The following is a 6,035-nucleotide window of genomic DNA, read 5'->3' as shown; positions in this document are numbered from 1 at the left end:
TCCGGGGTTGACGTGCCAGTTGCAAGGACAAATGTCTTTGTTTGGGATGTTCGATCTGGGCTAAAGCTCAGTGTCTTTAGACCTGAGTTGCTTACCTCTTCCATTGCCTCGCCCAAAGGCTTTTTGAATTTTGAACACTAGTAGTCTGTCCCATTAGTTCTGAGGGTTAGCAGAGTCAAGAGTAATTGGTTTTAGTTTTTTATACTTATCTGGATACTTATGTTGAAAATAAGCTTCCAGCACTTGTAAAACCATTGGGCCACAAATAGTACCGCCATGCTCGCCAGTATTTTCCCCAAAGGCCACAACCACAATTTCCGGCTGATTACTGGGGGCATAGGCACCAAACCAAGTATGATTTGGGCGACCACCACCAGCTTCAGCAGTACCACTCTTTCCAGACGCTGGGGGAATTGTCGGCACATTCAAGCTCTTACCTGTACCCTCACTCACCACCTTCCGCAGTCCCTCTCGGAGAACTTTGATAGTTTCCGGCTTCATATTTAACGATGAGCGCCAACTTTTTGCATCTTCATTGTCTTTGAGCAAATGCGGCTGAACTCGATACCCACCATTAGCGGGGACAGAAAACATAATCGCGGATTGCAGGGGTGTCACTTGCAAAGCACCTTGACCAATTGACATATTAATGGTATCACCTACACTCCAAGGCGTTTTCAAAACTCTCTGCTTCCATGTTTCATCTGGAACCAAGCCTTTTGATTCTTCGTTAGGAAATTCAATGCCAGTTTTTTGACCAAACCCGTATTTGCGACTCCATTCGATTAAAGTTGGGCCACCGACTTTTCTACCAACTTGATAGAAGAAAGTATCACTACTCATGGCGATCGCTCTGGGAAATCCTAATGGCCCGAATCCGGCGTGGTTCCACTCACCAAAAGTCACTCCCCCAACAGTCAGGGAACCAAAGGTCTGTAATACTGAGTCAGGAGAGAATTGACCTGATTCGAGTCCAGCTGTTGTAGTGACAATTTTGAAGGTACTGGCGGGTGGAAAGGCACTCAGCGCCCGATTGATCAAGGGATGCTCTTTACCTTGCACGCTTTCCCAATCTTTTTGGGAGAGTTTTTGTTTAGAGAAGATATTTGGATCAAAAGTGGGGTAAGATACCATTGCTAAAACAGCACCATTCTTCGGATCAATTGCCGCGATCGCACCTCGTTGATTTCCCAAAGCTTTTTCGGCTGCCTTCTGCACATCTAAATCTATCGTCAGGTGCAAATCGTTACCAGCTTTTGCCTGTTTCTCTCCCAAAACCCGGATTGGTCTACCCGCACCATCTACTTCCACTTGCTGACCGCCCCATTCGCCCCGCAGAGCTTTCTCATAAGCCTTTTCCACCCCCATCTGACCAATTACATCTCCGAGCCGATAGCCTTGCTGCTTCTTGTCCTTTAACTGGTCGGCAGTTAATTCCCGTGTATAACCTAGTACGTGTGCTAATTGTTCACCGTGGGGATAATAACGCACAGAATCTGTATTAATTTCCACTTCCGGGAGTTGATTTTTATACTCTTTTAATGCCGTAATTTGTGCTTCATTTAGATCACGAGCGACGCGGATAAGTGAAGAAGAATTAGCACCGGCTTGTTCTAATTTCTTTTCCATCTCATCTTGCGAAATGTTGAGAATTTGCGTTAGACGCGGGCCGACTACAGACCAGGAAGGTTTAGTATGTGCCATCGGCCATAAGTATACAGAGCTAGCATAGCGAGTACTGGCTAAAAGTTTGCCATTTCGGTCAAAAATACTGCCCCGTTCCGGTTGTTTGAGAATCATCCTAATTCGGTTCGCTTCGGCTCTTTGGCGGAGTTTTGGCCCTTCAACAATTTGCAAATATGCCAAACGTGCCTCAATACCAACGGTCATTAATAGGGTAAATACGATTAAAAATATTGATTGGAAACCACGTCCAACTGTACGTGTATCTTTTTTGCTGCCAAGTGATGGGAACATAAACAATTCAAAATGAATAAACGCAATCCTAGCCAGCTTTTTAGCAATTGCTAATATGTAATTTTAATGCATATTAGGTTAACTAAAGAATGGATAAATATAAGTAAAAATACATACTTTTGTACTCAGTAAGAGGGATGAAGAAATTGGGCGAGTATATTCTTGAACAATTGTTTTTGGCGGATACAATAAACCAAAGTGTCAAATCTAGTCTGCCCCATAGACTAAATCAATTGACAAACTAACGTAAGATCAGGCTACTGAGGATTATGGCTCAACTTGTCATGCAGAATCAGAGGGGGATAACAACTTTTCAGCCACTTGATGTTGAACTGCGTAACGTCTTCAAGTTTTTTAACCAAGAACCAGCAGTACATGGAATCAGCTTGGATGTCAGACAAGGAGAATTTTTTAGTATTTTAGGCCCCTCCGGTTGTGGGAAAACAACAATACTGCGCTTAATTGCTGGGTTTGAAATCGCTGACGCTGGCAAGGTGTTGATTCAGGGTCAGTCTATGACTAATGTGCCGCCTTACCGCCGACCAGTCAATACTGTATTTCAAAGTTATGCTCTATTTAACCATTTGAATATCTGGGATAACATCGCCTTCGGACTGAGGTTAAAAAAAATACCCAAATCGGAAATTGAAGCTAGAGTCCAAGAAGCTTTAAAACTCGTGAAAATGGAAAGTTTGCGATCGCGCTTTCCCAATCAACTTTCTGGTGGTCAACAGCAGCGAGTTGCCTTAGCAAGGGCTTTAATCAACCGTCCCACTGTCGTACTACTGGATGAACCTTTAGGGGCGTTAGATTTAAAATTGCGTAAGGAAATGCAGTTTGAGTTATCAAATTTACACAAAGGCTTAGGAGTGACCTTTGTGATGGTGACACACGACCAAGAAGAAGCATTGTGTTTGAGCGATCGCATTGCCGTGATGAACCAAGGCAAAATTGAACAAGTTGGCACTCCCAGCCAAATTTACGAACGTCCCGAGACAGCTTTTGTTGCTGATTTTATTGGCGATACTAATTTATTCAGTGGTGAAATCGTCGGCGTAGACGCCTCTAATGTGCAAATTTCGACAAAAACGGGACTCTCAATTGTCATTAGCCGCGCTGAAGATACACCATCTGAAATATCACAAGCGGTGGTAGTGAGTGTGCGCCCAGAAAAAATACAGCTTTCGCTTTATCCACCTAATTTGCCAGCTAACTGCTTTGAAGGACGGCTTGTTAATGTTATGTATTTGGGCACACACGTTAATTATGTTGTGGAATTAACAAATGGTATTAGCATAAATGTGTTGCAACCTAATACTTTTGGCGGTTTACCAGACCGAGATACACCGATCTACGCTTGGTGGGCAGAAAATGATTGTTTAGCTATTAGTAAATAGTTATACGAATCTCCCTTAATTGGTAAGAGATCACAAATTCAGTTCCCTCGTTTGGTACGGAATTCACTTTAACCTAATCGCGTAATTTCCCTTCGCGTAATTCGTAATTCGTAATTCGTAATTCGTAATTCGTAATTCGTAATTACGTTTTAGCAAGGGTTTCAGAGATTACAAATGGGTGGCTTATTTACGCCGTGCTGTACTAGGTCGTGTGAAGTGTCAAAAATCTTGCTCTAGGGCTGGGGATGTAGAAACCCCACCCGATAACGTTGTAGGGTGGGGTAGTTCATTTGAACCACTGTAGTCAATATGGATAATTCTTCTTAATCAAATCCTATTATGTGGAATGTGGGTTATAACATTCAGTAATGGAATAATACCTTGACACCGTACTAGGAATATCAACCCATGTCAATTTTAAGAAGAGTTCCTTGGGTGTCCCTGGCGTTAGTGCTGCTTAGTTACTTTACTTTGGGCTGGGTAATATCTGAAATACATGTTCCTCTGTTTGTGTGGGTGATAACTGTAGTTGCTATCTTGCTTTTAATAGTAACGTTGACCGCTCCTTGGCCGAAGATGACATATTACATTTTGCTTAAATCAAATACCAGGACTTTCGGCGTTGCCGTCTTAGCAGCTTTCTTATTCTTTATCATGATTACCTGGTTTCAAATATTCCTTGATACCTTACTGATCATTTCAGCGACTATATTAGTCAGGATAGACTTTCAAAGAGCGGGTCTTAGGGAAGGGCTAGCCTTTTCTACTGCATCTATATTTTCATTGGGAGGTTTAGCTTTGGGTGCCCTAATCTACAAGTTAATATATTCCCAAATGGCGCTAAAGTTATGAACTATAGCCAAAAAAGCTAGCGATGCCCTTCTCTACGAGACGCTACGCGTAGCTTGCTTCCACGAAGTGGTACGGCGCAGGCTCAGGGTAAGATCTGCGGTGCGCTGTGCCAAGGCTTGATAACCACTATTGCTATACTCACAACTTCCTTTTTGGCTCAGATTCCCCACTTCTTAAAAAAGTCAGGAATCTTGTTATTCAATACTTGGGTTCAAAATACAGGCTGTTCAAACAGCAGTAGAGAGAGGAAAAAATCCATGATAAAAATTGATACCCAACTAATAACAACTGCTTTTGTTGCCGATTCTCCTACTTCCTTGGCTCCGCCCTTAGTAGTTAACCCCCAACTACAGCCAATGATAGCAACCAGCACTCCAAAAATAAACCCTTTTAGCAAAATAACAAACAAATCTGACGGTTCTAAAAAATCTCTGACTGATTCTAAAAATGTTTCGGGAATAATTTGGTAAAACTGTGAGGCGGCAAAAACTCCGCCGCTGATGCCCGTAACTAAAGCCAAAATCGTCATCAAAGGCACCATCAAACCACAAGCAATTACTCTCGGAAGTACTAGATAATCAATTGGATCAGTTTTCAGCATATAAAGTGCATCAATTTGCTCTGTGACTCGCATTGCACCTATTTCTGCGGCAAAAGCAGAACCCACTTGTCCCGCCATAATACTAGCAGTCAAAATTGGAGCCAATTCTCTACAAAAAGCTAAGGCAAAAGCACCTCCCACAGCATTCACAGCCCCAAATCGGGCTAATTCCCTCGCCGTCTGAATAGTAAAAATCATTCCGGCAAAACTGCTGACTAGGAGAACTGGAGAGATACAAACTGGCCCAGCAGTCACCATATGTTGCAAAATCTTGCGGTAGTAGGTTTTTCCTTGGAGTAAATGTAGCCACACTTGACCGAAAAGCAGTACTGCTGCAAAACAGCGTCCAATCCAAGATTGATCAAAATTTCTCTTTGGTTGCAATTTTATCGTCCTTAAGACTGACTTTTTTTGCACATATGTTATATCAATTCTCCAAAATAAGACTACAGATACGCAGAATGGTGGAAACCCAGCCAGATGTAATCTGACTTTCTCAATTAACTAACCCTCAAAGTAGAGGAGGTGTTTGGGCATGGTTCAACTTAGCTTAATAAACTTTAGCGTCAATATTGTTAAATCCTACACGGTGATGCTACCAGTCGGGTGCTATATTTTGGAAGATAAAGGAAGGCTACTCAAAAATTCTTCGCGAATTTTCCGGAATCGATAACAACGGGGTGGTAGTACATATCAGAGCATCGATATTATACTGAACCTCTATAACTAACCTTCGGGGAATATAGCCCCATTGTTTCCGCTCAAAAGCCCGGTCATCAAGACCGGGTTTTTGATGTTTATAAGTAATTGGGCATAATTAATTACACAATGACTGTAAGTATCTTTGTTCATCTAGTTACCAAGTTGCAGTCCAGCAATTCAGAGTCAGAGCGATCGCCGCTACGTTATTAAAACTGTGCGCGTATCAAATAAAACTGTTTTCCAGAAACCTTTAAGAGATTTTATCGGTCTGGTTTTCCAAATTATCCAAAAATCTGCCAATGTCATCTTCTGCTCAAGATATTCCGGGATTACCCGATTTGACTTTGACCTATGAACCTATCTCACTAATATCAAAATGCGTTCATAGTATAGACAAGGATGCATTGAACCTGTAAGGATTCAGGTCATACCAAAATGTCTACAATCGTTTCCTGATAATACTTTCCGGGGATTAACTACAAATTTATATTCTCAATAATAATTAC

At 42.0% G+C, this 6,035-nt stretch carries 4 protein-coding genes; 2 read left to right on the top strand and 2 right to left on the bottom strand.

What is annotated here, in order from left to right; translation table 11 throughout:
* Positions 1–153: 153 nt before the first annotated feature.
* Entirely contained in the window at positions 154–1,977 is a 1,824-nt protein-coding gene (mrdA, locus tag ACYTXL_RS02515) for a penicillin-binding protein 2 (protein WP_461923359.1), read from the bottom strand.
* A 269-nt stretch (positions 1,978–2,246) separates the two neighbouring features.
* Between mrdA and ACYTXL_RS02510 the strand changes: the two genes are divergently transcribed.
* Together ACYTXL_RS02510 and ACYTXL_RS02505 are read left to right on the top strand one after the other, a co-directional pair.
* Positions 2,247–3,374, top strand: coding sequence for an ABC transporter ATP-binding protein (locus ACYTXL_RS02510; RefSeq protein WP_461923358.1), 1,128 nt, complete (start codon positions 2,247–2,249; stop codon positions 3,372–3,374).
* 408 nt (positions 3,375–3,782) lie between these two features.
* On the top strand, positions 3,783–4,226 hold the full coding sequence (locus ACYTXL_RS02505) for a hypothetical protein (protein ID WP_461923357.1): 444 nt from the start codon (positions 3,783–3,785) through the stop codon (positions 4,224–4,226).
* A gap of 211 nt (positions 4,227–4,437) precedes the next feature.
* Here ACYTXL_RS02505 and ACYTXL_RS02500 read toward each other — a convergent pair whose 3' ends face one another.
* Positions 4,438–5,211, bottom strand: coding sequence for an MlaE family lipid ABC transporter permease subunit (locus ACYTXL_RS02500; RefSeq protein WP_461923356.1), 774 nt, complete (start codon positions 5,209–5,211; stop codon positions 4,438–4,440).
* Positions 5,212–6,035: the final 824 nt, after the last annotated feature.

It is taken from the genome of Nostoc sp., assembly GCF_054880495.1.
This window is presented reverse-complemented; position numbering and strand designations above follow the sequence as displayed.